Annotated in this window: 22 protein-coding genes; 13 read left to right on the forward strand and 9 right to left on the reverse strand. The window is 45.0% G+C overall.

The window, feature by feature from the left end:
• The first annotated feature begins 8 nt into the window (after positions 1–8).
• From AC1DP6_RS23415 to AC1DP6_RS23425, 3 genes are all read left to right on the forward strand, one after another.
• Entirely contained in the window at positions 9–1658 is a 1650-nt protein-coding gene (locus AC1DP6_RS23415) for a cyclic peptide export ABC transporter (RefSeq protein ID WP_477056995.1), read from the forward strand.
• A 41-nt stretch (positions 1659–1699) separates the two neighbouring features.
• Entirely contained in the window at positions 1700–2416 is a 717-nt protein-coding gene (locus tag AC1DP6_RS23420) for a thioesterase II family protein (protein WP_477056996.1), read from the forward strand.
• Between the two features lie 249 nt (positions 2417–2665).
• Positions 2666–3016: a hypothetical protein gene (locus tag AC1DP6_RS23425; protein ID WP_477056997.1), complete on the forward strand. Its 351-nt coding sequence runs from the start codon at positions 2666–2668 to the stop codon at positions 3014–3016.
• Between the two features lie 161 nt (positions 3017–3177).
• Here AC1DP6_RS23425 and AC1DP6_RS23430 read toward each other — a convergent pair whose 3' ends face one another.
• The 5 genes from AC1DP6_RS23430 to AC1DP6_RS23450 form a co-directional block, all read right to left on the reverse strand.
• Positions 3178–3528 carry a hypothetical protein gene (locus AC1DP6_RS23430; protein WP_477056998.1) on the reverse strand — a complete coding sequence of 117 codons (351 nt, stop codon included), beginning with the start codon at positions 3526–3528 and terminating at the stop codon, positions 3178–3180.
• Positions 3529–3668: 140 nt separating this feature from the next.
• A complete protein-coding gene (gene ppsA, locus AC1DP6_RS23435; RefSeq protein WP_477056999.1) occupies positions 3669–6302 on the reverse strand; it encodes a phosphoenolpyruvate synthase in 2634 nt (877 codons plus the stop codon).
• A gap of 21 nt (positions 6303–6323) precedes the next feature.
• Positions 6324–6779, reverse strand: a complete 456-nt coding sequence (locus tag AC1DP6_RS23440; RefSeq protein ID WP_477057000.1) for a MarR family winged helix-turn-helix transcriptional regulator — start codon at positions 6777–6779, stop codon at positions 6324–6326.
• A gap of 238 nt (positions 6780–7017) precedes the next feature.
• A complete protein-coding gene (locus tag AC1DP6_RS23445) occupies positions 7018–8679 on the reverse strand; it encodes a RagB/SusD family nutrient uptake outer membrane protein (RefSeq protein WP_477057001.1) in 1662 nt (553 codons plus the stop codon).
• A gap of 11 nt (positions 8680–8690) precedes the next feature.
• Complete coding sequence (locus AC1DP6_RS23450; protein WP_477057002.1) at positions 8691–11861, reverse strand: SusC/RagA family TonB-linked outer membrane protein; 3171 nt, start codon at positions 11859–11861, stop codon at positions 8691–8693.
• A 305-nt stretch (positions 11862–12166) separates the two neighbouring features.
• Between AC1DP6_RS23450 and AC1DP6_RS23455 the strand changes: the two genes are divergently transcribed.
• The 6 genes from AC1DP6_RS23455 to AC1DP6_RS23480 all read left to right on the forward strand — a co-directional run bounded on the left by AC1DP6_RS23455 (position 12167) and on the right by AC1DP6_RS23480 (position 16172).
• On the forward strand, positions 12167–12916 hold the full coding sequence (locus AC1DP6_RS23455) for a DeoR/GlpR family DNA-binding transcription regulator (RefSeq protein ID WP_477057003.1): 750 nt from the start codon (positions 12167–12169) through the stop codon (positions 12914–12916).
• Between the two features lie 39 nt (positions 12917–12955).
• Positions 12956–13363, forward strand: coding sequence for a hypothetical protein (locus AC1DP6_RS23460; protein ID WP_477057004.1), 408 nt, complete (start codon positions 12956–12958; stop codon positions 13361–13363).
• A 48-nt stretch (positions 13364–13411) separates the two neighbouring features.
• On the forward strand, positions 13412–13996 hold the full coding sequence (locus AC1DP6_RS23465) for a Crp/Fnr family transcriptional regulator (protein ID WP_477057005.1): 585 nt from the start codon (positions 13412–13414) through the stop codon (positions 13994–13996).
• Positions 13993–14565: a Crp/Fnr family transcriptional regulator gene (locus AC1DP6_RS23470; RefSeq protein WP_477057006.1), complete on the forward strand. Its 573-nt coding sequence runs from the start codon at positions 13993–13995 to the stop codon at positions 14563–14565. Before AC1DP6_RS23465 ends, AC1DP6_RS23470 begins: the two co-directional genes overlap by 4 nt.
• Positions 14566–14634: 69 nt before the next feature.
• Positions 14635–15390 (forward strand): SDR family oxidoreductase, encoded by a 756-nt coding sequence (locus AC1DP6_RS23475; protein WP_477057007.1) that lies wholly within the window; start codon positions 14635–14637, stop codon positions 15388–15390.
• A 107-nt stretch (positions 15391–15497) separates the two neighbouring features.
• On the forward strand, positions 15498–16172 hold the full coding sequence (locus tag AC1DP6_RS23480) for a DUF6273 domain-containing protein (RefSeq protein WP_477057008.1): 675 nt from the start codon (positions 15498–15500) through the stop codon (positions 16170–16172).
• Between the two features lie 3 nt (positions 16173–16175).
• Here the strand turns inward: AC1DP6_RS23480 and AC1DP6_RS23485 are convergent, their stop codons facing one another.
• Together AC1DP6_RS23485 and AC1DP6_RS23490 are read right to left on the reverse strand one after the other, a co-directional pair.
• Positions 16176–17027 (reverse strand): hypothetical protein, encoded by an 852-nt coding sequence (locus AC1DP6_RS23485; protein ID WP_477057009.1) that lies wholly within the window; start codon positions 17025–17027, stop codon positions 16176–16178.
• A 6-nt stretch (positions 17028–17033) separates the two neighbouring features.
• Positions 17034–18197 carry a TlpA family protein disulfide reductase gene (locus AC1DP6_RS23490; RefSeq protein ID WP_477057010.1) on the reverse strand — a complete coding sequence of 388 codons (1164 nt, stop codon included), beginning with the start codon at positions 18195–18197 and terminating at the stop codon, positions 17034–17036.
• Between the two features lie 185 nt (positions 18198–18382).
• Between AC1DP6_RS23490 and AC1DP6_RS23495 the strand changes: the two genes are divergently transcribed.
• Positions 18383–19117: an SDR family NAD(P)-dependent oxidoreductase gene (locus AC1DP6_RS23495; RefSeq protein WP_477057011.1), complete on the forward strand. Its 735-nt coding sequence runs from the start codon at positions 18383–18385 to the stop codon at positions 19115–19117.
• Between the two features lie 104 nt (positions 19118–19221).
• On the opposite strand, the gene AC1DP6_RS23500 is transcribed toward AC1DP6_RS23495, so the two are convergent.
• Positions 19222–20715 (reverse strand): aminotransferase-like domain-containing protein, encoded by a 1494-nt coding sequence (locus tag AC1DP6_RS23500; RefSeq protein ID WP_477057012.1) that lies wholly within the window; start codon positions 20713–20715, stop codon positions 19222–19224.
• A gap of 259 nt (positions 20716–20974) precedes the next feature.
• Between AC1DP6_RS23500 and AC1DP6_RS23505 the strand changes: the two genes are divergently transcribed.
• Positions 20975–21586 carry a hypothetical protein gene (locus tag AC1DP6_RS23505; RefSeq protein WP_477057013.1) on the forward strand — a complete coding sequence of 204 codons (612 nt, stop codon included), beginning with the start codon at positions 20975–20977 and terminating at the stop codon, positions 21584–21586.
• A 41-nt stretch (positions 21587–21627) separates the two neighbouring features.
• The gene (gene bioB / locus AC1DP6_RS23510; protein WP_477057014.1) at positions 21628–22611 is read left to right on the forward strand and encodes a biotin synthase BioB; all 984 of its coding nucleotides are present in this window, start codon (positions 21628–21630) and stop codon (positions 22609–22611) included.
• A 376-nt stretch (positions 22612–22987) separates the two neighbouring features.
• Here the strand turns inward: bioB and AC1DP6_RS23515 are convergent, their stop codons facing one another.
• On the reverse strand, positions 22988–23731 hold the full coding sequence (locus AC1DP6_RS23515) for a hypothetical protein (RefSeq protein ID WP_477057015.1): 744 nt from the start codon (positions 23729–23731) through the stop codon (positions 22988–22990).
• Positions 23732–24032: 301 nt separating this feature from the next.
• Here AC1DP6_RS23515 and AC1DP6_RS23520 point away from each other — a divergent pair, with 301 nt between their 5' ends.
• Entirely contained in the window at positions 24033–24854 is an 822-nt protein-coding gene (locus tag AC1DP6_RS23520) for an alpha/beta fold hydrolase (protein WP_477057016.1), read from the forward strand.
• Positions 24855–24973 lie beyond the last annotated feature (119 nt).

The raw sequence follows: 24973 nt of genomic DNA on the forward strand, positions 1-24973 counted from the left end.
TGAATATTATGAAGCAATTATGGAAAATGGTATTGCCATTGACCGGCCGGTGGGGATTGGTGAAATATGTAATGACTGGTATCTTTTCGGGTCTTTGCAGTTTCCTGTTCATCAATATGGTCACGAGGGTGATAGGGCTATTGATAGCCGGTGGCCTTACCGGCATCAGCCGGGAGTATATTATTATTTTTGCGGCCATCATCCTCTTGTTCATCTGGACAAGAAGAACATTGTCGCTGGCCATCATACATCTCTCTCAACAGTTGTTCTGGAAGTTGCGTAAGCAAATCCTTTCCCTGATGTTAGGAGCGGGTTACCGGCAGATGGCAGAGAAGAAGCCACATATTTATGCCGTGATCGTGAATGATGTGAATATACTTACCCAGGCATCGCTCAGTATTATTGATTTTTTCACCGCCACCGTCATGGCGCTTTCCTGTTTGGTATACCTGGCGTCTGTGTCATGGGTGTTGTTTCTGATTACACTGGCTTTTGCGCTTACCGGTGTAGCGATTTATCATTTTACCGCCAAAAAAAATACAGGTGATTTCCAACGGGCGAGAGGGCTGGAAGATGATTTTATCAAACAGTTCAATGCTATTCTGAATGGATTCAAGGAGATTTTTATGGAACCCCGTAAAGGGAAAGCTATTTACAGCAAACAGATTGCTGTGATCGCAGACAAAGCCTATCGTGATAATGCGGCCGCCTTTACAGGCTTCCTGAACAACCAGATTACCGGCCAGATACTTTTTTATATTTTGATTTCTTCCATCCTGCTTTTCTTCAGTATTGTACTGCATGTAAAGCCCGATAACACAGTAAGTTTCATATTTACGCTGTTATACCTGCTAACATCTATAGAAACGATCATGGTGTTGTTACCAACCCTGAGCAGGGCAGGAGTAGCCTCTGGCAGGCTTACCAGGCTGAAAACAGAACTGGAAGCTGCCGGACAGCAGCATGAGGAGGCCGCACATTATATCAAACGCGCCGATTTTGATCAGATCACCACAACAGCACTTGAATTTAGCTACGCAGGAGACGCACCTGGTTTCGGCATTGGTCCGGTAAATTTTGAGATCAGAAAAGGAGAGGTGATATTTATCTATGGTGGCAATGGCAGCGGAAAAACAACATTCGTACATACTTTGCTGGGATTATGTATACCTACCGCAGGAGAGATCCGGTTGAATGAAATCCTGATTACACCTGACAACTACAATACCTATAAAACCTGTTTTGCGGTAGTATTCAGCGACTTTTACCTGTTCAATGAACTGGTAGGCCTGGAGCATCCGGATATGGCTAAATGGCACTATTATCTGAAGTTGTTTGAAATGGAAGGCAAGATCAAAATGGAGGGAACCGGTTTTTCCACTACCGATCTTTCTACCGGGCAGCGGAAACGGCTGGCACTGATTGCAGCGCTACTGGAAGAAAAACCGGTGCTGATCATTGATGAATGGGCCGCTGACCAGGATCCGTACTTCAGGAAAAAGTTTTATACAGAAATCATCCCTTTGCTTAAGCAGGAGGGAATTACTATTATTGCGATCACACATGATGACCGGTACTATCATTGTGCAGATAAAATATACCGGATGGATTACGGTAAACTGATTGAAGAGGATATTACCATTTATGCGGAGGCCTGATCACTTATTTTTTATTGTATAAACCCATGTAGCTATTTCTCATGAGAACGATTGATCTTTATTGCCTGCCTTTTGCCGGCGGAAGCAAATACTCTTACGTGAATGCGATGGCGGGAGCGCCACCATATCTCAAAGTCATACCTCTGGAATATCCTGGCAGAGGTGCCAGAATACAGGAGACGCCATTAACGGATATGGACGCGGTTATCGATGACCTTTATCAGGTCATCAGGGGGCAGGTAGATTTACGGCCATATGCCATTTACGGGCATAGTATGGGCGGAATTGCTACTTTCCTGCTGGCGCAGAAACTCATAGCTGCTGGTCACCGTGCACCACTGCATTTGTTCATTACCGGAACAACCGGACCCACCGCAGCAACCTGGGGTGAACATAAAAGGCACCTGATGGAGAAAGGAGCCTTCCTGGAGGAGATGAGGGTGCTGGATGGTATGCCCGAAGAGGTGTTAGCGGATACCGAATTATTTGATTTTTTTGAGCCTATACTTCGCGCAGATTTCCGGGTTACTGAAACATTCCGGTATAAGCCCACCGGTCTGCCGCTGAATTTACCTTTTACCGTTATCACAGGTACGGAAGAAAAAATGACCGATGAGGATATCCGGTTATGGCAGGAAGAAACGGTAGCTACTGTTGATTTTCGGAAACTTCCGGGTAAACATTTTTTCATTTTTAAACATCCTGATAAAATATTGTCTGCCATCACAGAGAAGTTGTATCCGCTCCTGCATGTGTAATACGCGCTGTTTTTCTGATTGTCATGGAAAAAGTCATTGCATACATGTTTAATGATGCATATTGTATATAAGAATTTTCAACTAAATTTATGACATGAAGTACCAGGTCATGAATATACTATTGCTTAGAAAGATACTTTGGGCTGAGATAACTCATTCAGTGATTTTATGACCAGATTAATAGGGCTGATTAGTCGGTTGCTGTCGCATTCACCGCTCATACACCGACTTAAAATACGATCGTCCGATATGGACAAACTTTCACCAATAGAACAGGAAAACAACATTATACTTCCTCTCATTTACAAAGAATTTTATCGGCGTTGTTCTTATACTATACCTCCCGATTTAGTAGGAACAGACCTTCGCAATCATTATCCTGACTTAAACATAGGGGCTGTTGAACTTTTGGAAGAAGATGGAGCCGGAAATTTTCTTGATAGTAATGACTTTGTTTTTATGATGCACCAGGGATATATATTTTGGTACTTTAAAGCCGATGGCCATCCTGATCCAATTGTATTTGGATACCAGGAAGGTTGGCTAAAGCCAGATAATCTGGGGCCTTTTTCTGATTTTATCAGGGAATATCATAAGTGATGATATCAGTATGTAATGGAGCGTTGAGCCGGTAAGGGCAAATGGTGCAATTCCCGAATTTGTTAACCGTTTCACAGAACCAAAGCAGGATTACTGAAAATAAAGGAGCCTTCAAGTTATAAGACTTGAAGGCTTTTCTGTGTTTGATAATTCCTGTAAAATCAGAGGGTAGCGCCACCTGTTGCTACTATGGCAGCAGTAACAACGATTTGCCTGGAACCTAGCTGGTAACCTCTGAGCTCAAGTACATCACCTTCCTGTGCAGATACCTGTGTGGTGAAACCATCACTCAACTGTACGCCGTATGTGCCGGTAGTACCGTTCCAAAGGGCATACAGGGCATTGTACTGGAGGCCCGAGCCATTGGATACCCGGAAAGAGAGCAGTACCCTTGCTCTTTTTAATTCAACATGTTTGTTGTTCTTAGCCGGAGTAGAGGAGGCATTGACAGAATAAGGGCTGACAGCGAAAAGTAGTCCGGTGATAAACAGGGAGAAAAAGAAGGTCTTCATTTTTAATAATTTTTAAAATGTTTATTAAAACTATAGTAAGTCACTGCCATAAGACTGCATTCATGAGCAGGAATGCTTTTGGTTGATAGCCTGATTCGTAAATATCTATGAAGCCTGTTTTTCAAACGCTCTCTCCCTGCTCATAATATTTCTACATATCCGTCCGTCCCATTCACCCGGATACGTTGTCCGTCTTTGATCAGTTTAGTGGCATCCTCCAGCCCGACCACTGCTGGTAAACCGTATTCACGTGCAATCACTGCTCCGTGGGTCATCAGTCCACCTACCTCGGTGACCAGGCCTTTTATAGATACAAACAATGGTGTCCAGCTCGGGTCAGTAAAGGTGGTGACCAATATATCTTCATCTCCCAGTTCAGCGTCTTCCATGTTTAAGATAACACGTGCCCGTCCTTCTATCACTCCGGAGGAAACGGCCAGCCCCACCATAGCTCCGGCCGGGAGATTTTCCCGTTTGTACCTGCCCGCAACGATCTCACCATCGGATGTAATAACACGTGGTGGCGTTAATTTCTCATATAATTTGTGTTCGTCTTTTCGTTGGCCGATGACCTGGGCATTCAGTTTATGTGTACGCACCACTTCGTGAAGTTCTTCGAAACGGAGATAGAAGATATCTTCTTTTTCGTGAATAACCCCGGCTAGTACGAGTCGTTCGGCTTCTTTCATTAAAGCCTGTTTATAAACGAAGAAGCGATTAACGATGCCGTATTTTGGATACTCACGATAACCGGCGAAATTCCTGATCAGGTCGATCATCGCTTTTGTCTCTTTTGCTTTTTGTTCACCATCCGGTAATTGCTTCAATCGATCTATTAACGATTGTTCTTTATTCAAAGCTGCCTGTAGTCCCTGTTCAAATCTCTTCTTGCTGGCGCCGGGTTCAAAGTTTTTGATATTACTCAGGATGATCGGGACAAGTATAGTGGGTTTTTCGCTCCAACGGGTTTTAGTAATATCGATTTCCCCGGCACATCGCATTCCATATTTGTTGAGAAAAGCATTGATAGCGTCCAGGGTTTCCTTGCCGCCCCTCAACTTCAGCAGTTCATCCCCAAAGTTATCATCCCCTGTATGTTGTAAATAATGAATTACTTCCGGGTAAGGACGGATCACATCCGCGATATCCAATAGTGCCAGGCCCATCTCCGAAGTAATATTGTTTGATACAGATTGAGTAAGTATGTCTGCTACGTTTTTTTCATCYAGCCATTCGYTCATTTTTTCATTGATCCATGCTGCTGCATTCATKGCAGCYATGATCACAYCCATATTTATTGGGTCAAATACTTTCTTCCTGGACTGCTGGTTGTCTTCGATAATAAAATCAAACAGCTCCAGTCCTGATTTCGTTTGGATGTTTTGTTTCAGTGCTTCTACGGATGTTTCACTACGATTAATCAGCACGGAAACGATCGCCGGATCGTTTCCCGCCTGCGCCAGGATATCCGCAGCCGGCATACCTTTATGGCTTTTTAAAAGAGCGGGTCCTTTTTCATCATCTGGAAACGATTTTATAAAATCTCCCCGCTCTACGATATTGGCCAGTGCGTCTTTTATGAGTGGATCATGTTGTCCCATGCCGTATAAAAAATTTTCCCTGGCGGCAGGTGTAGCCAGCCGATTCGTAACATCCACAAACAACCTTCCGCCGGCTTTGTACATGGGTAAAGCAGCCCGTAACTGCCATAACGATAATCCCAGGGGTTTCATGGGGTCGGTCATCATTTGCTGATGGCCGACAGAAATATAAACATGATTCTCCTGATCATTCCCTTCAGGGACCGGGTATAAAGTGGTAATGGGGCGGCTCTGGACAATATAAAATGTATCCTCCGCCAAACACCATTCGATGTCCTGTGGACTTCCGAAATGTGTTTCGATCTTTCTGCCCAGGCGCTCCAGTTGTAAAATCTGCTCATCCGTCAGGGCTTGACTGGTCTGCTTTTCCGGCTCAATTGCCTGTTCTTTCGTGCCGCCATCTTTTAGGGCATAAATGGCCAGTTTCTTGGCTGATACCTTTTTATCGATGATCCTGCCGTTACTCACTTTATAGAGATCAGCGTTTACCAGGCCGGATACCATCGCTTCACCAAGCCCGAAGCTGGCATCAATGGATACTACTTTCCTGTTGGACGTGACGGGATCGGCAGTAAATAAAATTCCTGCTGCTTCCGGGAACACCATTCGCTGCACAACTACCGCGAGATGGACAGAGCGGTGGTCGAAGCCGTTTTGATTGCGGTAAATGACTGCCCGTTCGGTAAACAGCGACGCCCAGCATTTGCTGATATGTTGCAGGATGGCGTTCTGCCCGATAATATTCAAATAGGTGTCCTGCTGGCCGGCAAAGGAGGCAGTGGGCAGGTCTTCAGCGGTAGCACTGGACCGCACCGCATAAGCCTCTTTTTCACCAAATGTGGTGAGATAGCCGGTCATCTCTGCTGCTATATCTCCGGGAATGGGTATACTTTCGATAGTCGTACGGATTTTCGCGCTGATTTCACTGATACTTTTCCGCTCTTCTACTTTAAGACGCGTTAATTCATCCAACAGGTTATTTAATTCCCGATGATGGCCGGTTGTTTTTTTATACGCTTCGGTGGTAACGCAAAAGCCTTCCGGCACCCGTATGCCTTCGATCCTGCTGAGTTCACCCAGGTTCGCGCCTTTACCCCCAACATCCGAAAGATTTGTTTTGTCAATGTCCTGAAGACTAAATACAAATGAACGTGTACTGATGTTATTCGTCATAGTTATTTATTTTGTCTGCAATTATTTGTTGTTGAGTTTATTAGTTGTTTCATCCATTATTTCAATGGCTTTTGAAAAGTAGGATTCAATGACTTTAATGTCCTTGTTTGAAAAGGACGCCAGCAGCATTTGTGACTTGTGCCGGAACTCTTTATAAAGCGGAACCAACAGCGCCATGATCTTTTCCGTGTTGGGCTTAATGATCACCTTACGTCTGTCGTCTTCAGCAAATTGCCTTTTCACCAGCTTTTTCTTCTCAAACCGGTCTATTAAACCGGTAACAGCACCTGTTGTTAAACCTGTTAAAGTGGAAAGCTCACCTGCGGTCATTTGTCCTTTTTCTATCAAGAATCCCAAATATTTATGGTCAGTTCCGGAAAGACCAGCCTTTCGGCCAATGGCTTCATGCATTTGAATAGAGGTGTAGGCATATTGCTGGCTCAGTTTTCTTATGCCTTTGAGGATGTCATCTTCCATTTTATATCTTAGTTGGTGAATATCTTAGTTGCTAAGATAATATTAAATTCATAACGAGGCGAAATAATTTAGTGGACTTTACCTATATTTTTTACATACAATAATGATGGAAGTAGGGGCGTTATCCATGTAAACAGTGGGGATGGGACAGCCAGAAGTTTAATAGGATAATAGTATAAAAAAAAGCAGCGGTTTCAGATAACTATCTGAAACCGCTGCTTTTTAATAGAAACCGCTGCTATTGCCAGCCTGGATTTTGGGCAAGGACACCAGCGGGATATAATGCTATTTGTCCGCTTGGTATTGGCTGGAAATAATTTTTAGGATCGATGAATGTGCGTTGAGCGGTGGCTACCGTATATGGTGTGATATAGCCTTCTGCATCTCTTAACACTTTACCATTGTCAGGAACTTTGGCGCCGCGCCAGATATCCTTGTTGCTGGTATTCATGTAGCTTCCTTTGGCCCAGCGCATGAGGTCCTGGAAGCGGAAGCCGTCGAATAATAGTTCTGTTCTTCTCTCTCTTCTGACTTCCCAGATAAGAGAAGGTACCGTGGCATCTTTAGCCGGGTCTGTATATGCGGTACCGTTTACCGCCACCTGTTGTGCGCCCTTATATTGAAGCGCCGGGATGGCAGCCCGCACGCGGAGGAGGTTAATGGATTTGTCGAGATCCGCCTGCGAGAAAGTGTATTGACCGAGATTATCCAGTTCTGCTGCTGCTTCTGCGTAGTTTAACAATACTTCCGCCAGCCAGAAAATAGGTGCGTCCGTATCGTTGTAAGGCGCCAGAACGTTAGCTACAGCGGGTTGCAGGAATTTAGCCGGACGATAGCCGGTGCTGCTGCTGCGGCCACTTACGAGGTTGCCATTGTAACACAGCACCGTGTCAATGGATTGGAGCAGTCGCTTATCCCTGTTGGTGCGGGTGTTTGCCAGGTTATCGTCGCCTTTATAGAGCGGAGACAATCCGATGGGCAATCCATCTGAGCAGAGGAATGCATCAATCGCCGATTTATTGGGCCCTCCCATGGGAGTACTACTGGTAAGGTATCCTATTACTGAGTGGGTAAGATATCCGGGAAGATATTTCTTATACAGCAGCACTTCCTTATTACCGGACAGATCAAGCGAGTTGTAAGTAGTGGTATAATCGGCGTTCAATACAGCGCCGCTGGCCATTACTTTTTCGCTGGCATCTTTGGCCGCCAGGAGAAATTTGGCGGCGCCGGGTAGTTGGGGATTTGTATGGTATTTGCGCCAGGTACCTTCGTACAGGCATATCCGTGATTTGAGCGCCAACGCAATGTTGCGGTTAACGGTGTTATCCAGGTCTTTTACACGGATATTGGCTGCGGCGAAGTCGAGATCCGCCAGTACGCTGTCCATCACCAGGGTGCGGGGATCACGTGGTTTATAGATATAAGCCTGATCGCTGATATCCATCGATTTACCCAGCCAGGGTACATCGCCATAGTCTTTCACGCGGTTAAAGTAAACGAGTGCGCGGAAAAACCGGGCAATCCCTTTCCAGTGATTTTTAGCTTCATCTGAAATAGGTACCTGGTCTATTCTTTCCAGCATGATGTTGGCTTTGCGCACATCGCTAAAGCTCCAGGCGCCGGAGCTGGCAGGTACGTTCTGTGTGAATTTTGCGAAACCTGTGGGGGCCTGGTCATCAGAAAACCAGCTGAAATAAAAATCACCAAAACTGTTGCCGTTACCATAACCGGTGAAGTTCTCATAAAAAGGCCAGTTGTATGACCGGATATTATCCTCCGTCCGCCAGAAAGTGTTATCGTCAAACTGATCAGGTAATCCTTTGTCTACATATTTTTTGCAACCGGCGCCTAGCATCAGGCATATCAATATAGCTGGTAAGTATATACGCTTTTTCATCTGTTGTTGGTTTAAAGGGTGACCTGTAATCCGAATGACCACGTTTTCTGGAATGGCCAGGTTCTGCCAAAAATAGCTGCTTCGCCGGTGGTAATTTCCGGATCCAGTGGCACGCCTACATTGGAAATAGTGGCAATGTTCTGTGCGCTGCCGTATATGCGTAACCGTTGGAGGTGGATTCGTTGGGTAATACTGGCCGGGAAAGTGTATCCGAGTGTGATATTTTTGAGACGCAGATAGGCCAGGTTCAGCAGGTATTTCGATTGTGGATAGAAATTATTACCACCGAGCAGTAAACCAGAGATCTTGCCATTGGCGTTACCGGGATATGGACGCGGATAATAAGCGTTGGTATTTGTTTCTGTCCAGTAGTCCAACTGGTTTTCATACATGATGTCGCCGCCGCGATATAAGGGGATGGTTACATCACCTGTTCCCCAGTAATTTACTTTGCCAACGCCCTGGAACAATACATCAATATCAAAGCCTTTATAAGTACTGCCCAGGCGGAAGCTATACTGGTAGCGGGGGAGAGAGTTGCCCAGCAGTTTCAGGTCGCCGTGGTTGCTGCGGGTTACCTGGCCACCGTCGATTACGCCGTTGCCGTCGAGGTCTTTATACTTGATATCGCCCGGGCCAAATACGAAGTTACCGTCTGCCAGTTTCGTTTGATTGGGAAGTTTACTGAGGTCGTCATCTTTCGTAAAATAACGATCTGTTTCAAAACCCCATATTTCTCCCAAAGCTTTTCCTTTATAATTCAGCGATAATAATTCTGAAGGGTTATTCCATTCTGTGAACACGGTTTTACTGTCCCAGAAAGCAACGCTACCATAGAAGTTCCAGTCTTTTGTGATATTATAATTCGCATCAATGCCTATTTCATAGCCACGGGTACGGAGCGCGCCATTATTTTCACGGGGCGCCTCTGTACCAAAGGAAGCAGGTACTGCTCTGTTGGTAAGCATATTGTCGGTACTGCGTTCGTACCAATCTACGGTAACGCCTATATGATTATTAAACAGGCTGATGTCGGTACCAATATCGAGTGTACGTACCCTTTCCCAGGTAAGGGAGGCGGCTACTGCACGAGGTGCGCCCACACCGGAAGCATAGTTGCCGCCATTCATCCAGTTAACACTGTTGTTGGTGCTCATGGCTGGTACATACCATTTACCGCCCATGTCCTGGTTGCCGAGCGAACCATAGGAGGCCCTGAATTTCACATCAGACAGTGTGTTTTTTATGCCGTCCATAAAGTGTTCTTCCGTAAGGCGGTAACCCACAGAGGCAGAAGGAAAGAATGCCCAGCGATCGGCCGGCGGAAAGGAGGAGGCGCCATCGTATCTGCCATTCAGTTCCAGCAACCATTTGTTTTTATAGCTATAATTGATTCTGCCAAAGAAGCCTGCATATGCGTTGGCCAGGTGACCTCCTGCTACCAGTTGATCGCCACTGGCCAGCGGAATTTCCGCTTTGGTAGGATCCAGTGGGTTGCGGCGGTACGCGCTGAAGTTCAGGGTATCTTCATCTTCCGCATTCACACCGGCAATAAATTTCAACTGATGATCGGCGTTCAACTTTTTATCGTAGGTAGCGTACAGGTTAAACGTGTTCACTTTGTAGTTGCCGGCTGCGTAGCCCACTACATCCTGGGAGGCGCTGCCAATATTGGTGAGGGGCATGCCGGCAGCCCAGAAGTCCCACGCCATTACTTTGCCGCCCACTTCATGACGGGTGATGTTGTCGCGGCCTATTGTATATTCCGCACGAACGTTTAAATCTTTCGTGAGCTTCAGCGTAGCGCCCAGGTTTACACGGGTATAATTATCCGTAACGGTGCTGGTATTGGCGCCTGCCAGGTACCCCGGTGTATGATGGAAGTATTTTCCCTGGTAAGTACCATAAGGGAAATAGGCGCCCCAGCGCCACATGTACTGAAAGTAGTTCTGATACTGGTAGGGATAGTCATATTCAAAGTTGCGGTACATCATACGCACATCCATGTCCAGCCATTTGGTAACAGATGCGTTGACGCTACCGGTGATGTTGTATTTTTTTAGGTTGTCGGGATTCATTTTGAGGATACCACCTGAATTGCTGAATCCACCGGACATGTAATAAGAGATCTTTTCACTGCCGCCTTGTACGCTGATGTTCTGGATCTGTTGGGGAGTGAATTTCTTCAGCAACATATCCTTGGCATCCCATACCCGGTAAAAATAGGTGGGACCGCCGGCGGGATCAATTTCAAAATCTTCTCCCGGCACCATTTCAATGCCTTTGCGGTTATTTGCATATTTCTCCTGCCAGTTTTTGATACCATCGCGCAACTTGAGTAGTTGCATACCGAATAGTTCAGGAGAGGTAGTTCCTGCGCGCACGCCTGCGTCATAAAGGCCTGTCAATTCTTTCACCGGATCGGAGAAGTTGGGCAGCGCAGTGGGTGAACTCCAGGCGAAGTTATTGGAGTAACGTACCCGGGTAGGCATATTGCGGATACCTGTTTTGGTTTTGATAAGTACTACACCAAAGGCGGCGCGGGCGCCGTAGATGGAAGTAGAAGCGGCATCTTTCAGTACGGAAATGCTTTCTATATCGTCCGGATTGATCATGGTGAGGTCTGGTGTTTCAACGTTGTCGACCAGGATCAGTGGCCGGCCGCTTCCATTGACGGAACCAACGCCGCGGATGTTGATAGCCGGCGCCTGGGTGAGACCTCCATTGGAATAGGTGATATTCAGCCCGGGCACAATTCCCTGTAATGCTTTGGATGGATCGGTAATAGGCCTGCTTTGCATGGTCTTGGCTACATCTACGGTGGTGACGGCGCCAGTGAGATTGGCCTTCCGCTGTGTGCCATAACCTACCACTACCAGTTGTTCCAGGGAGTGTTCATCTGCTTCAAGCGTAATATGGTATTCTTTATTCCCGCTTAAAGGGATCGTTTGTGATTTGTAACCAACGAAGGTGATGTGCAGCGTAGTGGCGCCGGGAGGTAGCTGCAGCGTGAATTTCCCTGTGCTGTTTGTGACGGTGCCGGATTTGCCTACTAATATAGTGGCACCAATGATGGGCTCCTGGCTGTTTTTATCTACCACCGTACCTGATAGGACGCTTTGGCCCCAGGAACTGGCATAAAACAGCAAGAAGGCGAAAGTGATAAGTATCCTTTCTTTCATGTTGGGAAGGTTTAAATCTTGGTTGTAGTGAATTGATTGATTAGTTAATAGGTTGAATTACAGACTTTTGATTGTATATAAGTTAGATTTAGCGTTAAATAGGAATCATTTCTCTGGTTGACAAATCTGCTGTTTTACTGCAGTTATTTGCGTTTTATTGCATGAATATAAGGTGCAAATACGATATTTTATAGTAATATGCGTTAAAACGCGTTTTTGATAACTTTTAAACACGCTAAAACACGCATAATCAGATTGGATTACTTTTTTTTAAATTTGTGCAATCTTAAAAACACCTTCCCCTAATGTTGAAAAAAGAGCGCCAGGCCTTTATCATGAGGCAGATCAACCTGCACAACAAAGTATTATCAACAGATATCAGCTCCATGTTGAGTATTTCGGAAGATACGGTTCGGCGGGATCTGAAAGAGATGGCGGAAGAAGGAAAGGTATTAAAAGTACATGGTGGCGCTATCGGCCGCTCCTTTCATTATCCGTTTAATGCGGATAATACCGTGTATGCACAGTCGGCCAAACAACAGATTGCCCAAAAGATCATCCGGCTGCTGAAAAATGATATGGTGGTGCTGACCGGTGGAGGAACCACCATGATTGAACTGGCCAAAAGTATCCCGGAAAACCTGCGTGTTACTTTTTTTACCATCAGCCCACTGGTGGCACTAGAACTGGTAGAACACCGCAACCTTACCGTTATCAGCATCGGTGGCCAGCTTTCCCCCAGCTCACACGTTCATCTGGGTGCCAGCGTGATCAACCAGCTGGCAGATATTAAAGTGGATCTTTGCCTGTTAGGCGCCAACGGCTTCTCTGTACAGGACGGGATGACAGATTCAGATTGGGAAGTGGTACAGGTAAAACGAGCGATGATCCGCGCCGCCAAAAAATTGGCGATCATCAGCATCGCAGAAAAACTGAATTCTTCCCAGCGCATGAAAGTATGTGATCTTAACCTGATCAATTACCTGATCACAGAACTTGAGCCCGATAATCATTTCCTCTCACCTTATCAGCACCTGGATATGGAGTTGCTTTGATGCGATCAGATAAACTTTACGGACTCAATCATTTATAAGATGAAAGGTGAACTGAGAAAAATAACAGTAGAAAACAATGAGTACATATATACTATCAGAGATGTATACGAAAGAGAAACCGGAGCAACAACAATCATTATCAGAATATTTTTAAGTGGGCAGAAGAGTAAGCCGTTAATTATACATTTTGTAACCTTCTGTGATACACGCTATGGGCATCCATTGTATACAGGCGTAAATATTTTAAACCAAATAACAAAGAGCGTTGAATATTTCAATATTCATCACCCTAAACACATAAGAGCTTTTATTCTGGAAGCAATTAAAAATGGCTGGACGGGTACCAACCGTATCAACATACAAGATGGTATTGATTATTTAAACAACCTTGGATTTAATGTAAGCAGTCTGGTGACCGGCCCGCCCCGTGATTTCATGCAGGGCTGATTTTTCGAAAACCCTTTCTCCATATATATTGGTATTTTTGTTATACACATGCATCCACTGATACAACATATCCAGGTAATGACGGGCAGCCGGGAGATAGACGGAGAAAAGATCCTGTCGTTTTTTGATACACAATTGTTCCGGAAAAAAGACTTGCTGCAGGAAGAAGACAAGCTTTGTACGGCTTACTTTTTCGTGGTGAAGGGCTGTCTGCGTTTGTTTTTTACCGATAACAACGGTTTGGAGCAAACATTACAGTTTGCCCTGGAAAACTGGTGGATGACCGACCTCGATGCTTTCCGGTCCGGACGAAGATCAGCATACAGCATCCAGGCGCTGGAAGCTACGGAAGTATTAGCCCTGAGTCCTAAAAACTACGCCTTGTTGCTGGAGGAGGTTCCTTTAATGGAAAAATATTTTCGCCTGGTGTACGAGCGCGCCTATGCTGCATCCCTGCATCGGGTACGGATGATATCCAGGATGCCGAAAAACGAATTTTACGAACTCTTTGAATCCAAATACCCGGAGTTCGCTCAGCGGATCCCACAAAAAATACTCGCCTCCTTTTTGGGTTTCACGCCGGAATATTTAAGTGAGTTGAGAAAAAAAAGAACGGAAAACAGACACATATGACCGAACAGTTACACCACCATATCCAACAACTTCTTCCCGGATTTACTATACCGAAGGAACAAATGGCGGCTTTCTTTCAAACAATCAACGTAAAAAAAGATGCCTTACTGTTAAACGAAAAGGAAGCTTGCAGCAACATTTACTTTGTCAATAAAGGATGCCTTTACTTATTTTATCATCACAACGATCAAAAACAGGTAATCCATTTTGCCCTGGAGAACTGGTGGTTAACAGACTATAAAACCTTTTGTGATGGGCAGCCGGCGGTATATGCCATTGCCGCGATGGAAGATTCAGAAATCACCTGTCTGAGCAGAACAAACTACGAAACCCTGCTATTGCAATTCCCTTTCATGGCGCTGTATTTCAATAAGATTCATGAGCGTGCCTACGGAGCCGCCCTGTTCAAACAAAAAACATATGCTACCATCTCTAAAGAAGACTTTTACCATCATTTCCGTAAGACTTATCCTACCGTCATTCAAAGAATTCCCGATCCTATTTTTGCTTCGTACATGGGCGTTTCGCCCGAAACTTTACAAATACTGCAGGATACCTACATTTCTTAAACCAGCTTAAGTTTTTCCGGTACAGGGTTGTTCATCTTTGCATCATCAGATCATTCAAAAAAATGCAAGATGAAAATAGTAGTTATCGGCGGTACCGGCCTTATTGGTAGCCAGTTAGTTGCCTTATTGCAGGATACCGGGCATGAAATTATTGCAGCTTCACCCAATAAAGGTGTAAACACGCTCACCGGCGAAGGTTTGTCCGAAGTATTACAGGGCGCGCAGGTGGTGGTGGATGTATCCAACTCGCCATCTTTTGAAGATACGGCTGTGATGAACTTTTTCAAAACAGCCAATGAAAACCTGATGGCTGCCGAAAAAGCTGCTGGTGTGCAGCACCATATTGCCTTGTCGGTAGTGGGTACTCAAAAGTTGCAGGCGAGTGGTTATTTCCGGGCCAAACAAGTGCAGGAAGATATGATCAAAGCATCAGGTATACCTTACACCATTGTCCATGCCACACAATTCTTTGAATTTGCCGGTGGCATTTTTCAAATGAGCCTGGCAGACGGGGTAGTGCTTTTACCGGATGCCAATATTCAGCCGATTGCGAGTAAAGACGTGGCGGCCTTCATGGCACAAACAGCCGTCTCCAAACCCGTGAATACCATCCTGGAAATTGGCGGACCCGAAAAGTTTGACATGAAGGCATGGATCAGTCAATATGCACAGGCCACCCGGAAAAATAATGAGGTGAAAACAGATGCCAAAGCATTGTATTCCGGTGCGCCACTGGACACCGATACCCTGGCACCTGAGAAGGCCGTTTACCTGGGGCCCACAAAATACGCGGAATGGATTGCTGTTCCTGAACATCAGCGATAGGCTGGAATTACCGAAGCTATGGCAGTATCCGAAACGTTTCGGATACTGCCATGGCTTTTTTAAATGTAAAGCAAATACTATTTGTAGATTAGCGGAAAAAGCATAGGATGATGTGGACATTGCAAAATAAACAGCCTGGCGAAATGATTACATTCGGCACCTATCCGCAAACAGCTGCCGGTACGGACGAAATGCCCATACAGTGGCGGGTGCTGGAAAACTCCGGGAAGGAGCTGTTCATCCTGAGCGAGTATATTTTAGATAGTAAACGGTATCACAACGAATTGGTGGATACGATGTGGCAGAACTGTGATTTGCGCAAGTGGTTGAAAGAGGAATTTTATCATGTGGCTTTTAGCGCCGGAGAGAAAGACCAGATAATAACGACACGTTGCACCGACAATGGAGTAGATAGCCCGGACACAGAAGACAAGGTGTTTTTATTGAGCGTTGCGGAAGTGAAAGCTTTCACTGATGCACAAGATGAGAATAGGAGACGCCGCACCGTTGGGACAGCATTCGCTAAAGTAAAAAAATCCGACGGTTGCAGCCTGTATGTATATGACAAAGGCATTGAAAAAGATTATGTATCCGACAATGGTGAACGGAAAGGCTGTTCCTGGTGGTGGACAAGAACCCAACTGCAAATTCAGAATGGTAGTTCATCAAGGGCTACCTTCATTGGTCCACGCAGTAACGTCAAGAGTTATGGGCAGATTAATATTTCGCGGTATGGTGTCCGTCCGGCTTTAAGAATGAAGCTAAAACAGAGCTGGTTTTAACCATCATTTTCTATCCAGCAGCTGTTTCAAAGCGGGTTTCAGTGATATGGCATGGCCATGTCCGAAAGTGACAATTACCCGGTTATATTTATCTAAGGCCTGATCTATTTTATGAAGCAATATGCTATCCCTTATCATTTTTGATCCACGGCCAATAGCACAGAATCTGCAATCACCGCCGTTGATGTAATCAAATTTCTCCATCTCGGGTGTGATCTTTAGTTCAAAAGGCACGCCGGTATATTGCTGATATAGTTGTTTGAAATAATCAAAGGATTTTTGTTTTTCGGATATAGGGAAACCATTTTTTATAAACCATTTATCGATGGCTTTGTGGTATAGTTCCTCAAACGATCCGTTTCCATATGCGCCGTATAGATAAGGGATGACGAGGCGTTCCATCAGGTAATAAAGTAACAGCTGATCCTGCGGATATTGTTTCAATGTAATAGCATACTCTGTGCTGTCGTCCACGTCACCATTCATCATATGGATACCCGCTTTATCGCTCAGGTACTTCAATGCGCCTGTTTCGCCTTTCTGGGAGGCGGCCTCGTTCAGGGAGGTAAAATGTACGCTGTCGGCTACCTGTCCGCCTTCATTAAAGGCCAGCTCCGGCTGAAGATCGTTAAAGTATTTTTCTATCACTTTAAACTGCGGGTGGGTACTATCCCTGTTGTGATCGCAGCCTATAAACACAAGGCGCTTGTGATTCCTGGCAAGGTCTATTACATACGGCGGCTTGATAGTATCCATCATTTTACCTACTGTCACATAGTCAATAGTGTTAAATTTTTCTCTCGCAGGTGTATTACAGGCTGTAATTATAAATATCAATACGATATACTTATTCATCAGGATTTATTTTTTGCTTATCAAATCACTAATGATCGAAATGGCTTTCTCTTCGAAATTATCTTCATACCCTTCAATTACTGCTGCGATTTTTCCTTCTTTGTTAATAAAATAGAAAGTAGGGAAACCAGTTACGTGATATGATTTGACTACATCATCTGCATTAATATAAATAGGGTTTTTGATTTTGTATTGTTGCTGAAACTCCCCGATTGATTTTTTGCTATCTCTATCGGTGATGCTGGCCATTGCTACGTGTTGGTTTTTATATTTTTCATGAAGATTGTGCAATGGCTTTAGCGAACGCATACAGGGCCCACAACCAATAAAAAAGAAATCCATCATCACAACTTTGCCTTTCATTTGTGTTAAAGACATCTTTTTACCATTCGCATCATATAATGTCCAGTTGGGCGCCACCTCGCCTGCACTTAATAAGGCAGGCCGCTCTTTCTCTTGCTGAAATCCTTGTGGAATCGTCATGGACGCAACATCAATATTGTCCTGGTTAAATTTATAGTCAGAGTAGCGGGTTTCTGAATAATAGTCCGAGATGCCATCGCCAATACCTGTGCTCCTTGATTTGATGATTACACTGTTTAACATATCCGATGACTTATCAAAGAATAAGTTAAAAGATGTATAAAAGTGCTCTTTATTGATGATAGTGTCGAAGGTATTAACAATTAAATGAGAACAGGTGATATTATTGATGGTGGTATCACCAACCATTTCAGATGGTCTTCTTGCTATGAAACCTTTTATATTTTTCAGGAATTCAAGCAATGAACCCTCAATGGCGTGGGCATTGATTTCTTTCATGGTGTAAGTGCTGTCTGCATAACTTATACTCATTACTTTTTGCCCATTATATAGTGTAGCCGAAGGAAACTTACTGCCCTTAATGTTAAGTGCCCTGTTAAACAAATAACCGAAATTTTTATCTTCAGGAGCTTTTGAAAAAATATCGTTGTATTGTATGATCAGCGTATCACTGGTATATTCCTTTTGCTTAAGCATATATTGATAGCTGAAGTTGTTATAGCTTTCAATTTTATCAATTGTTTGCTGCACTTGCCGCAAAGCATCCTGTGCATTCACATTCAGGCAGGATAAGAGAAATGTGACGGGCACACATAGCTTGATAAGCTTCTTGATGAAGTAAATCATTTGTATTAAAAGCTTTAGACGGTGAGTGTTTTTCGTGGCATTTTCGAACAGGGTAATTTCCCATGGATGCTCAAGATAATAAATAACTACGAATATTTCGTAGTTATTTGCCTGTGATGTATTGAATAGCCATTTTTACACTCCGGCATTGTAAGCTGTAGATCTATTGACTATTTTTACGGCCTATGAGTTTGTACGTTACCAAAACGGTCCTTGTTCTCGGCGCCAATTCCGACGTAGCAAAAGAAGTGATCCTGTTGTACCTGGAAAAGGGATATCATGTTATRGCAGCTTCCCGCAGCACAGCGGAAATAGCGTCATTTATGGATGCCAGGAATATGCCCCAAAACCGGCTGACCATCTGCTACTTTGATGCTACCGCTTTTAAAGATCATGCTGCATTCTATGCTGCATTGCCTGCCAAACCGCACATTGTTATATATGCCGCCGGTTTCCAGGTAACGAATGAACAGGCGCTGGTAGACTGGGAAGGCAGCTATCGGATGATGCAGGTACATTATGCAGGCGCCGTATCTATTATTAATCTGATTATAAAAGATAGTGACAACGATCATCTTGAGAGGATCATTGGATTATCCTCTCTTTCCGGCGTACGGGGACGTAAAAGCAACTTCGTTTACGGAAGTACGAAGGCAGCGTTTACGCAGTACCTGGCAGGACTAAGACAATACCTGTTTTCCCGGAAAATTATTGTTAACGTGATCGTTGCAGGATATATCCGTAGCAAGATGACAGCCGGATTAGACCTCCCGGAATCGTTACTGATGGAGCCTTCGTTTATTGCACGTACCATTGCTCATGCCGGTAATAGTTTCACTATCGTACCAGGTATCAAATGGAAAGTTATTTACCGGATACTGAAGTATATGCCGGAAAGGCTTGTAGCCAGATTACCATAAAGGACGAAAATATTGAAACAGGGTGCAGGCCCAGCTTTCAAGCAAAAATATATGTTTATCTCCGCTGCTAAAAGCTAAAAGCTAATGGCTAAAAGCTAAGAAAATCAGCTTCCCCATTGTTCCAGTACTCCTTGCCGTAATATCTGAACACTGTTCTCCGCTTCCTGGAGCGTGAAATGTCCAAATCCCAGTCGCATCGCCGTAAGCTCTTTGTGTTGGTATAGTAAGGTTTTAGGAATAAACAGGTTATTCCTGGCGCAGGCTTTACTCAGCTTCATGAGGTTGATGGGTTGTTTCCACCGGGTCCATACGGCGAGGCCGCCGGCAGGTTTTTTAAAGTCAATGAATTCGCGAAGCTGGTCCTGTAGTATGTCCACAATATGATCCCGCCGTTCCTGGTATATTTTAAGAGACTTTTTCAGGTAGCGGTGAATTTCTCCTGCTTCGATCATTTCTCCCAATACCTGTTCCATCAGTACATCGCCTTGCCGGTCGATGATGCCAAGATGTTTTCTCATTTCCGTCATCAGGTTTTCCGGGGCAACTATAAACCCTGTTCTGAAGCCCGGGGCCAACGATTTGCCGAATGCGCCAATATAGATCACCATGCCATTGCTGTCGGCGCTGGCCAGGGGCAGCAGGGGACTATTGTCGTAGTGAAAATCGTAATCGTAGTCATCTTCCAGGATAATAAATCCGAACTCCGTGGCCAGGTGAAGTAGGGCAATCCGGCGGGAAGCACTTAATGTCACCGTAGTAGGGTAGTGGTGGTGCGGGGTGATATACAACATCCGGATCTTATGTTTTTTACAGATATCACGTACGGCTGCTACATCAATACCATCTTCATCGATGGGCACAGACATAATAGTGGCGCCGGATTTCTGGAAAATCATGTTCACGGAAAAGTAACTTAATGAACCCACCAATACAATATCTCCAGGAGATAATAGTATTTCGGAAGTAATGAATACACTCATTTCTGTGCTGCGTGTAATCAGGATATTGTCTTTGGATATATGGAGGCCGCGCGACTGATTCAGGTAGTTAGACAGGTGCTGCTTAAAAAATTCGCTGCCATCATGGTTGTAGTAGCCTAGTTTTTTATGGTTACTCTTTCTTTTCAGGTTGGCGCTGTATAGGCTGGATAAGTGACTGATCTGGGTAAGGCGGATATCGGGCGTACCGTCATTGAATACATACTCACAGGAAGAGTGTTCAAAGGGATTATCCAGCAGGTTAGATTTCTGGAAAGAAAATCCGGTCGTCTTTGGGTAATGCGCCAACTGGTTCTCCTGGGCGTTGCGGATCTTCTGTGGCCTGGGATCTATTTTGCCGATAATGAAGGTGCCTTTGTTAGGCCGTGTTTGTACCCAGCCCTGGGCATCCAGTTCTTCATATACTGCTACGATGGTATTTCGGTTTACTTCCAGTAGTTCGCTGAAATGCCGGGTGCCGGGAAGCCGGGTGCCGGTTACCAGGAAACCCCGTTGAATAGCGTTGATCAACTGGTGGGCGATCTGTAAATAGATGGCGGTGCCTGACTGCCGGTCTATCTGTACAAAGCTTTTATATGGAACAGTAAGCGGACTACTCATGATGTCATTAATAAGACGGTTTAATAGTCCGGCAAGATATTTTATTTGCCGGAAAAATCTTTTGTATTGTTTTTAATATAATATATAAAGACGGGAAATTAAAGTTTGTAACAAGAAGATGAGCCACTGTGGATGGAATACTCTCTGATAGATATTGTTATAAGAGAGAAGGAAAAATAACCGGACTAGCTGAAATATAAAAACTGGCCTAGTGGAACCATCCGGTAAGCGACTACTTTTGAACCGAAACAAGTTAAATATGCAAGATTTACTGCAACAGATTGTTGGTAGCGATTTCCTGCACGCCAGGTGGTTAAATACCCTTTCCTTTATGGAGAATGCCGGCGCCAGGAAAATATCTGCCTGTGAGCATCCTACCACGGTAGACCTTATCCAGCTGAAACATGCAGCGGAAGAACACCGCCACGCCTATTACCTGAAGAAACAAATTGCAAAAATAGATGCAGAAAGCTGCAAAACGTATCAGCTGCAGGAACTGCTGGCACCTAACCAGACCAGGCATTACCTGCATCAACTGGATGTACAAACCTGCCGTTACCTGAAAACCGCTTTCGGACTGGAAGGGCAGCAGCTGAAATATGCAGCCTACCTCTTTGTAACGTATGCGATAGAAGTCCGTGCCGACCTGCTTTACCCGGTATACCAGGCCGCCCTTGATAAAGCGCAGAGTAAAGTGATGGTACGTTCCATTATTGTAGAAGAAGAAGGCCACCTGGAAGAAATGATTAATCAGCTTAACAGGTTTGCCACCGACTGGGAAGCGCATGCACAACACGTTCAAATGCTGGAACAGCAGCTGTTTGACGTATGGATGGCCGCCATTGGCCAGGAACTGCACCAGTACGCATAACTATATTCATACACTACTTATAATCCACTCAATAACGCACGATGACATCAGCTATCAGAAATGACTGGACGCTGGAAGAAATCCAGGCCATCTACGACCAGCCTTTGCTGGAACTGGTTTTCCAGGCAGCTACCATACACCGGGAACGGCATTCCGCCAAAGAAATACAGGTATGTACCCTTTTATCCATCAAAACCGGTGGATGCCCGGAAGACTGTTCCTATTGCGGACAGGCTGCCAGGTATCATACGGATATTAAAGTACAGGCATTGTTGTCTACCGAAACGGTACTCATGCACGCCAGAAAAGCCAAAGAAACCGGATCTACCCGTTTCTGCATGGCGGCCGCCTGGCGTGAAGTAAGAGATAACAAGGATTTCAACCGCGTGATAGACATGGTAAAAGGGGTGAATGATCTGGGCCTGGAAGTATGTTGTACATTGGGTATGCTTACAGAAGAACAGGCAATTCGCCTCCAGGAAGCAGGCCTGTATGCCTATAACCACAATCTCGATACTTCAGAAGAGTACTATAAAGAAATCATTTCTACCCGGAAATTCGACAACCGGATCAATACCATCAATAATGTGCGCAAAGCAGGTATCACCGTATGTTCCGGTGGTATTATCGGCTTAGGCGAAACGCATCGCGACCGGATTTCCATGTTGCTCACACTGGCTACCATGCCTAAACACCCGGAGTCTGTGCCCATTAATGCACTGGCAAGAGTGAAAGGTACGCCACTGGAAGACAATCCTAAAATAGATGCATGGGATATGGTGCGTATGATTGCTACCGCCAGAATTGTAATGCCTGCATCTACTGTGCGCCTCACCGCCGGCCGCATAGAAATGACTGAATCTGAACAGGCCTGGTGCTTCATGGCAGGCGCCAATTCCATCTTTACAGGAGAGCGTCAAACCCTGCTGGTAACACCTAATCCAGGTGTAACCGAAGATATGAAGATGCTGCAAACCCTGGGATTGGAACCTAAGTTGAATAAAAAAGAAGTGTCAGCCTGCTGACCCGGTAATAAATACTTATTAATACAACGCCGCTTACATCATATGATGTAAGCGGCGTTGTTGCTAAATACGCTTTTAAGATATAACCCCCATCATTACCTGCAAAAGTGTATAGTCATTATGTAGGCTCCATCGATGCTATGCTTAGCACCCGCTATGTACCTACAGAAACGGTGCAGTAGAGGTGGACTTGATGCGGGGATGACGTTCGGATGTATAACCGGGATGAAATTGAATCAGCAGATGGAAAGAGGTGAGAACCGGCCATAGCAGGGCTACTTCCCTACCAGACTGTAGTTGCGGAAAGAGATGTACTATTGAAAAGAAGCAGGTATAAGGGGTTTATTCATCAAAATATCTCCGGGGCAAGATTGCTTTATTCCAGTTGAATGATAGCTGGATATGCGTGTGTATGGATAAGTTTGGGAAGCAATTTCGTGCGCTTTGGGTAGGTACGTTTATGAGCAGATTTGGGTACTTGTGGCGCTGCCACCGCAATAATATCGGCAGCCATGTATTGTCTGCTGCGCGATGGGCCATCCTTGTACGTCGCTATTACCTGGAAAACCACTACCAGTGAGCCCTTCCCGGGTACCTCCAGCGAAACATTTGTTTCCTGGAAAGTAGTATCCGGATCTATCATGAGCGTAACCGTTTCGCTACCTGCCACCTGACGTGATACAAAATCGATACGCGTGGCGATCACTTTTACTTCCAGGGCAGCAATACCTTTATACCCGTCGATGGTTTGTGCGGGAAGATTTAATATCCCGTTACTCAAGAGGCGGGGAGCCACCGGAAAAAAACGATCTACGCCGGTATGCTGATTGAAGCGGAAGCCTGTCAGCGCCTCATGATGATCGCCGGCAGCAATGAGTAGCTTGTTGAGCCGATTGATGTGGCCGTCGTCACAATGGATATCCAGGTGGCCGTAGAAAGCATGCCGGATAAATGCACCTTTCCTGCTGGCGATGCCAAAGCGCCGGGATGCGCGGCGGGTAGCAGCCGTTTGCTGCACGCTTTCAGGCATACTACGCAGGAAGTATTCGCCATTGCGCTTATACCCAATGAGAGGGCCGAGTTTTCCCGTAAAGGGAAGGATAGACATTTGTTTTGCCATGAGAGATTATTTTGATTACTATAAATATAACATAATCCGGGGAACCGGTTTCCGGGGCAGATTGAAGATTATCTAAAGGGAGTGCATGGCGTATTGTATAATATTCAAAGCTAGTGCAGTGGGGATTTGAGAATGACAAACGGGAGTGTATGAGCCTTTAGAGAATACTGAAAAAAGATATTCCCCAGGGTTTTCAACTTGATCTGTAACTCAAATAAACTAAAAGGGGTATCTTTTGGTTAATAGTTTTTGAATGATTACATCTAAAAAACCTAAAAGTCATTAACTCAAATTCAAACCAATGAGTACTATCAAAGTAAAAGACGGAACCGAAATTTACTACAAGGACTGGGGAACAGGCCAACCTATTGTTTTTCATCATGGCTGGCCTTTGTCCGGCGATGATTGGGATGGGCAAATGATGTTTTTCCTCAGCCAGGGATACCGGGTAATTGCTCATGACCGGAGAGGGCACGGAAGATCCAGCCAGACTGCCAACGGACATGATATGGACACCTATGCGGCAGATGTGGCGGAGCTTACGAAAGCCCTTGATTTAAAAGACGCCATTCATGTTGGTCATTCTACAGGTGGAGGGGAAGTAATCCGCTACGCGGCAAAATACGGAAAAGGCCGTGTGGCCAAAGCAGTACTCATCAGCGCTGTAACACCACTGATGGTGAAAACCGACAAAAATCCGGATGGCGTACCGTTAGCCGTTTTCGATGAAATCCGGGAAAACACTGCCACACAACGAACCCAATATTTTCAGGATTTCACGATTCCATTTTATGGCTATAATCGTGAAGGCGCAAAAATATCACAGGGCGTAAGAGATAATTGGTGGCGGCAGGGAATGATGGGAGCTATTAAAGCGCATTACGACTGTGTCAAGGCTTTCTCGGAAACAGATTTTACAGAAGACCTTAAAAGTGTGGATATTCCTGTGCTGGTAATGCATGGTGAAGATGATCAGATTGTTCCATACCCCATTTCCGGACTCAAGGCTGCCGCTCTTTTAAAGAATGGAAAGCTTATTTCATACCCGGGCTATCCTCATGGTATGCCTACTACAGAAGCGGCAACGATCAATAAGGATCTCCTGGCATTTATTAAGTCTTAAGAAGTTCGATTTCTCCAATACATGAATTATTAAAGAAATGGAAACCTGCGCATTGCGCAGGTTTCTGTTATTTCAGGCGCCACCAATGTGTATCAAAAGCGGACAGTTTTTGTGTCGAA

It is taken from the genome of Chitinophaga sp. 01L420 (assembly GCF_056399985.1).

Excerpts from the sequence above, each read along its gene's own strand:
- AC1DP6_RS23465 (WP_477057005.1), top strand. The coding sequence starts at position 13,412 with ATGCATCCACTGATACAACATATCCAGGTAATGACGGGCAGCCGGGAG.
- AC1DP6_RS23455 (WP_477057003.1), top strand. The coding sequence starts at position 12,167 with ATGTTGAAAAAAGAGCGCCAGGCCTTTATCATGAGGCAGATCAACCTG.
- AC1DP6_RS23485 (WP_477057009.1), bottom strand. The coding sequence starts at position 17,027 with ATGAATAAGTATATCGTATTGATATTTATAATTACAGCCTGTAATACA.
- AC1DP6_RS23505 (WP_477057013.1), top strand. The coding sequence starts at position 20,975 with ATGCAAGATTTACTGCAACAGATTGTTGGTAGCGATTTCCTGCACGCC.
- AC1DP6_RS23420 (WP_477056996.1), top strand. The coding sequence starts at position 1,700 with ATGAGAACGATTGATCTTTATTGCCTGCCTTTTGCCGGCGGAAGCAAA.
- AC1DP6_RS23480 (WP_477057008.1), top strand. The coding sequence starts at position 15,498 with ATGATGTGGACATTGCAAAATAAACAGCCTGGCGAAATGATTACATTC.
- AC1DP6_RS23425 (WP_477056997.1), top strand. The coding sequence starts at position 2,666 with ATGGACAAACTTTCACCAATAGAACAGGAAAACAACATTATACTTCCT.
- AC1DP6_RS23515 (WP_477057015.1), bottom strand. The coding sequence starts at position 23,731 with ATGGCAAAACAAATGTCTATCCTTCCCTTTACGGGAAAACTCGGCCCT.
- AC1DP6_RS23450 (WP_477057002.1), bottom strand. The coding sequence starts at position 11,861 with ATGAAAGAAAGGATACTTATCACTTTCGCCTTCTTGCTGTTTTATGCC.
- AC1DP6_RS23430 (WP_477056998.1), bottom strand. The coding sequence starts at position 3,528 with ATGAAGACCTTCTTTTTCTCCCTGTTTATCACCGGACTACTTTTCGCT.
- AC1DP6_RS23415 (WP_477056995.1), top strand. The coding sequence starts at position 9 with ATGAAGCAATTATGGAAAATGGTATTGCCATTGACCGGCCGGTGGGGA.
- AC1DP6_RS23440 (WP_477057000.1), bottom strand. The coding sequence starts at position 6,779 with ATGGAAGATGACATCCTCAAAGGCATAAGAAAACTGAGCCAGCAATAT.
- bioB (WP_477057014.1), top strand. The coding sequence starts at position 21,628 with ATGACATCAGCTATCAGAAATGACTGGACGCTGGAAGAAATCCAGGCC.
- AC1DP6_RS23460 (WP_477057004.1), top strand. The coding sequence starts at position 12,956 with ATGAAAGGTGAACTGAGAAAAATAACAGTAGAAAACAATGAGTACATA.
- AC1DP6_RS23500 (WP_477057012.1), bottom strand. The coding sequence starts at position 20,715 with ATGAGTAGTCCGCTTACTGTTCCATATAAAAGCTTTGTACAGATAGAC.
- AC1DP6_RS23475 (WP_477057007.1), top strand. The coding sequence starts at position 14,635 with ATGAAAATAGTAGTTATCGGCGGTACCGGCCTTATTGGTAGCCAGTTA.
- AC1DP6_RS23520 (WP_477057016.1), top strand. The coding sequence starts at position 24,033 with ATGAGTACTATCAAAGTAAAAGACGGAACCGAAATTTACTACAAGGAC.
- AC1DP6_RS23445 (WP_477057001.1), bottom strand. The coding sequence starts at position 8,679 with ATGAAAAAGCGTATATACTTACCAGCTATATTGATATGCCTGATGCTA.
- AC1DP6_RS23470 (WP_477057006.1), top strand. The coding sequence starts at position 13,993 with ATGACCGAACAGTTACACCACCATATCCAACAACTTCTTCCCGGATTT.
- AC1DP6_RS23490 (WP_477057010.1), bottom strand. The coding sequence starts at position 18,197 with ATGATTTACTTCATCAAGAAGCTTATCAAGCTATGTGTGCCCGTCACA.